General features: G+C 62.2%; 4 protein-coding genes. 1 reads left to right on the top strand and 3 read right to left on the bottom strand.

All coding sequences use genetic code 11. The features are described 5' to 3' along the window. The 3 genes from OC610_RS22205 to OC610_RS22195 all read right to left on the bottom strand — a co-directional run. Positions 1–530, bottom strand: a 530-nt coding sequence (locus OC610_RS22205; RefSeq protein ID WP_264430790.1) for a cob(I)yrinic acid a,c-diamide adenosyltransferase, incomplete at its 3' end; no start/stop codon positions are given. A 2-nt stretch (positions 531–532) separates the two neighbouring features. Beyond that, a complete protein-coding gene (locus OC610_RS22200; RefSeq protein ID WP_264430789.1) occupies positions 533–2,569 on the bottom strand; it encodes a sensor histidine kinase in 2,037 nt (678 codons plus the stop codon). 46 nt (positions 2,570–2,615) lie between these two features. Continuing rightward, positions 2,616–3,533, bottom strand: a complete 918-nt coding sequence (locus tag OC610_RS22195; protein WP_264430788.1) for a putative 2-dehydropantoate 2-reductase — start codon at positions 3,531–3,533, stop codon at positions 2,616–2,618. A 143-nt stretch (positions 3,534–3,676) separates the two neighbouring features. On the opposite strand from OC610_RS22195, the gene OC610_RS22190 reads away from it, so the two are divergent. Then, positions 3,677–4,162, top strand: coding sequence for a YajQ family cyclic di-GMP-binding protein (locus OC610_RS22190; RefSeq protein ID WP_003205057.1), 486 nt, complete (start codon positions 3,677–3,679; stop codon positions 4,160–4,162). Positions 4,163–4,208: the final 46 nt, after the last annotated feature.

Raw genomic sequence — 4,208 nt, 5'->3', positions numbered from 1 at the left:
CGCCGGGCGATGATCCGTGCGGCCACGAACAACAGATCCGACAACCGATTGATATAGGCCAGCCCCGGCCCGGCCAACGGCTCCACCGCGTTCAGTTGCTGGCAACGACGCTCGGCACCACGGGCCAGCGCTCGGCAGACGTGCGCTTGCGCGATCAAGGAAGAGCCACCGGGCAGGATGAAGTTTTCCAGCGGTCCCAGCTCCTCGTTCCACAGGTCGATCGCCGCTTCCAGCCGCCCGATTTCCGCCACGTTCAAGGCTTGGTAAGCCGGCATCGCCAATTCACCACCCAAGTCGAACAACCGATGCTGACAAGGCGCCAACACTGCGATGACTTCTTTCAGCGCCGGATGCCGGGCTGTTTCCTCGGCTAGACCGGCCAGCAACAATCCCAGCTGGCTGTTCAGCGTATCCACTTCGCCAATGGCTTCGACCCGCGGGTGATCCTTTGCCACGCGGCGGCCATCGCCCAATCCCGTTTCACCTTTGTCACCGGTGCGGGTGTAAATCTTCGACAGGCGAAAACCCATGTTCAGCGCTCCACTGGCTTGTTTTCCTGGGCCACCATCGAAGTGCCCGCCAAGGGCAGGCGCAGGGTGAAGCATGTGCCCTGGCCCGGCGCGGATTGCACTTCCATCTGGCCCTTGTGATTGTTGGTAATGATGAAATACGAGACCGACAGCCCAAGGCCCGTGCCCTGGCCGATTTCCTTGGTGGTGAAGAACGGCTCGAAGGTGCGTTTGCGCACGTTCTCGCTCATGCCGATGCCGTTGTCTTCGACCTGGATTTCCGCCCATGGCGGATTCAGGCGGGTACGCAGGATGATTCGGCCGGGCTCGCTGTCGTCCTGGCGTTGGTGGATGGCCTGGGCCGCATTCTTCAGCAGGTTGAGCAACACCTGCTCCAACTCGTTGGCCGTGCCGGGCACCGGGCCCAGGTTCGGGTCGAACTGGCGGACGATCGCCTGGCCCTTGAAGTCGAAACCGATCGCCAGGTCGAAGTCGTTACCGGCGATTTCCACGGCCTGGTCGATCAGCGCCGGCAGGTCGCAAGGCGCCATTTGCCGCGTACTGCGCCGGCTGAAACTGAGCATGTGGGTGACGATTTTTGCCGCCCGGGCGCCGGCCTGCTGGATGCCGTCGAGCAATTGCGGGATCTCGCGGCTTTCCAGGTAACGGTTGATCACCGGCAGGTCGATGCCCAGTTGCTCGGCCTGTTCAAGGTTCTTCGGCAGTTCCGCCGACAGGCGCCGGCGGATGTTCTGCACGTTGTGCAGGATCGCTCCGAGCGGATTATTGATCTCATGGGCCATGCCCGCTGCGAGGCCACCGACCGAGAGCATTTTCTCCGACTGCACCATCATTTCTTCCAGCGACAGGCGCTGGGTGATGTCGTCGATGCGGATCACCACGCCCCGCCCGGCGCCGCCCATCAGCGGATAGAAGGTGAGGGCGTAATGCCGGGCTTCGTCGTCCTTGGTCCAGGTGACACGCTCGATCTTCGCCACCGTATGCTGTTCGACCGTTTGCTTGAGTTGGGGCAGGTACGGCTTCAAGGGTTCGAAAGCGAGGAATATCGGCTGGTTCAGTGCTTCGTCCAGCCGTGTGCCGGAGAGCGCGCTGGCCTCCTGGTTCCATTGGGTGACGTAGAGTTGCTCATCAAGGGCAATCAGCGCCGATGGCATGGAGTCGATGATGCTGTTGAGATAATTCTGGAAGCCGGTGAGCTTTTTCTCGATCTTGCTGCGCACCTGGACTTCCAGCTCCAGCTTGCGATTGGTATGGCGGGTTTCTTCGGCCAATCCCTGGGCCTGGTCATAGGCGGCCTGGGAGTCGTCACGGGCGCGCTTGAGTTGTTGCTCCCGGGCTTCGATCCGCGACAGCATTGTATTGAACGCCTCGGCCAGGCTGCCGATCTCGTCATGGTTGCCACGGGCGGCGCGCAGGGCGTAGTTCTCCTCGCGGGTGACCTGGCGCGACAGCTCTTCGAGCTGGTGGATCGGCTGCGTGATCAGGCGCTTGATCTGCTGGGCAATGACCAGCCACAGCAGCACGCTGAAAATCAGGATGCCGAGGCTGGCGGTCAGGGTGCCGGTGTAGAACGCTGTGGGCAATTCACTGCTGGCCACCAGCAACAGATGGCCGGGCGCAGTGCCGGGACGGGGCAGGGTGATGATCTGGTTGCTGCGAAACTCACCGGCCTGCCAGGCATGTATGTTGCGGTAATGGTCCGGCAGCTTGAGCTTTTCGCCCTGTTGCAACTGTGCCAGGCGTTCGCCTTGGCCGTCATACAGCGCCGCCGCCCGTAGTGGTGCGTAGCTGTTGAGTTCGTCGAGCAGGCGCTGGGCGCTTTGGGGTGATTGCAGCGCTTCGGAGATCAGGCTCGGGTTGGCCACCAGGCGGCCGATGGTCTGCAACGCCTGGGGCGCCATGCTTTCCTGGGAAATGTAATAGGCCGCGCTGATAAAGGTCAGGTTGGCCACCAGCAGGACGGTGGTCAATAACACCAACAGGGCCGCCAGCAATTTCTGGCCGACCGGGAGATTTTCAAGACGCTGGCGCAATGGCATCGGACTCGTCGCTAACAAGGAACACGAGGGCCAGCGTAGCCGCTGCTCAGTCGCTGGGCAATCCGAGGTTGTCCAGGTGGGCTATCAGTCGCTGGCGCATTTGTTCAAGGTGCGGCACCGCCACGCCATGGCGCTGGGCGACGGCGCAGGCATGGCCGAGCAGGTAGCTGATTTCGGTGCGCCGCTGGTTGGCAACGTCCTGGTACATCGAAGAATAATTGGCAGCGGTAGCCTGGATCACCCGTTCGACTTCTGTCTGCAGGTCTTCGGCGGCAGCGGGCTGGCCGCAGCGTTCGAGCAGGTCGGTGAGTTCGGCGCAGAGGGTCGCGACTTCACAGCGGTGGTCCTGCAGTTCGCCGTTCTTGCAATGGTGAAGCACGGTTAGCGGATTGATCGCACAGTTGAGGGCCAGCTTGCGCCATAGGCGGGTGAGGATATCGGCGCTCCATTCGTGGGGGATGTCCGCGGCCGTCAGGTCGTCCAGCCAGATCGGCGCGACCGGGTGGGCGGGGTCTCCCAACCAGGTGTAGCCGTGGCCGGCGAAGATCACTCGCCAGTCACCGTCGCGGAACGCGCCCTCCGTGCTGGAGGCGCTGACACAGCGCGCCCAGGGTACGCGGTTGGCCACGGCGTCCTGGCTGCCGAGGCCGTTCTGCAGCAGGATCAGCTCCGAGTCGCTGCCCAGGCGATGGGCGACCGAGGCAACGGCGGCTTGCGCATCGTAGGCCTTGCAGGCCAGGAGCAAGCGCTTGATCGGCTCCGGATCCTGCGCGGTTTCGCCGGGCACCGGGTAACACTGCGCCTGGCCTTGTTCCACCAGCGTCAGGCCGCCGGCGGCGAGGTAGTCCTGCAGCCGTTGCTCATTGCGCAGCACCAGCCGCACCGGCAGGCCGGCCCGGGCCAGGCGCGCGGCCCATAACGTGCCGAGGCTGCCGGCGCCCAGGACATGCCAGGTGGTGGACATCAGTTTTTTACTCGGTTTGGTGCTGGCATCTGCGGGGCTCGCGGTAACGGTGGGGAAAGACCCGTTATAATGAGCCCGATTTTAACCACAAGCCAAGTGCGCGCCGTTGTCATGAGCGCGCCTTTTTATTTGGAGAACACTACATGCCGTCATTCGACGTGGTATCCGAACTGGACAAGCACGAAGTCACCAACGCCGTTGAAAACGCCGTCAAGGAACTCGACCGTCGGTATGACCTCAAGGGCAAGGGCAGTTTCGAGTTCAAGGAAAAGGACCTGACCGTCAACCTGACCGCCGAGGCCGACTTCCAGCTCGAAGCGATGATTGAGATCCTCAAGCTGGCGCTGGTCAAGCGCAAGATTGACGTACAGTGCCTTGAAGTGAAAGACGCCTACGCCTCGGGCAAGCTGATGAAGCAGGAGGCCGTGCTCAAGGAAGGCATCGACAAGGAATTGGCCAAGAAGATCGTTGCTCACATCAAGGACGCCAAACTCAAGGTCCAGGCGGCCATCCAGGGCGAGCAAGTGCGGGTAACCGGCAAGAAGCGTGACGACTTGCAGGAAGCCATTGCGGCACTGCGCGGCAAGGAATTCGGCATGCCGCTACAGTTCAATAACTTTCGCGACTGATACTTCAGTTCCAGAGAAATACGGTGGCGAGGGAGCCCATTCCCGC

Origin of the sequence: Pseudomonas agronomica (genome assembly GCF_025917275.1) — a bacterium.
In the GTDB taxonomy this organism is placed as follows: Bacteria; Pseudomonadota; Gammaproteobacteria; order Pseudomonadales; family Pseudomonadaceae; genus Aquipseudomonas; species Aquipseudomonas agronomica.
Note: the sequence above shows the minus strand (reverse complement) of the source record. Positions and strands in the feature narration are given on the sequence as shown.

What these genes read in the sequence shown, in the direction of transcription:
- OC610_RS22200 (WP_264430789.1), bottom strand. Translation starts at nt 2,569, where the DNA reads ATGCCATTGCGCCAGCGTCTTGAAAATCTCCCGGTCGGCCAGAAATTG.
- OC610_RS22195 (WP_264430788.1), bottom strand. Translation starts at nt 3,533, where the DNA reads ATGTCCACCACCTGGCATGTCCTGGGCGCCGGCAGCCTCGGCACGTTA.
- OC610_RS22190 (WP_003205057.1), top strand. Translation starts at nt 3,677, where the DNA reads ATGCCGTCATTCGACGTGGTATCCGAACTGGACAAGCACGAAGTCACC.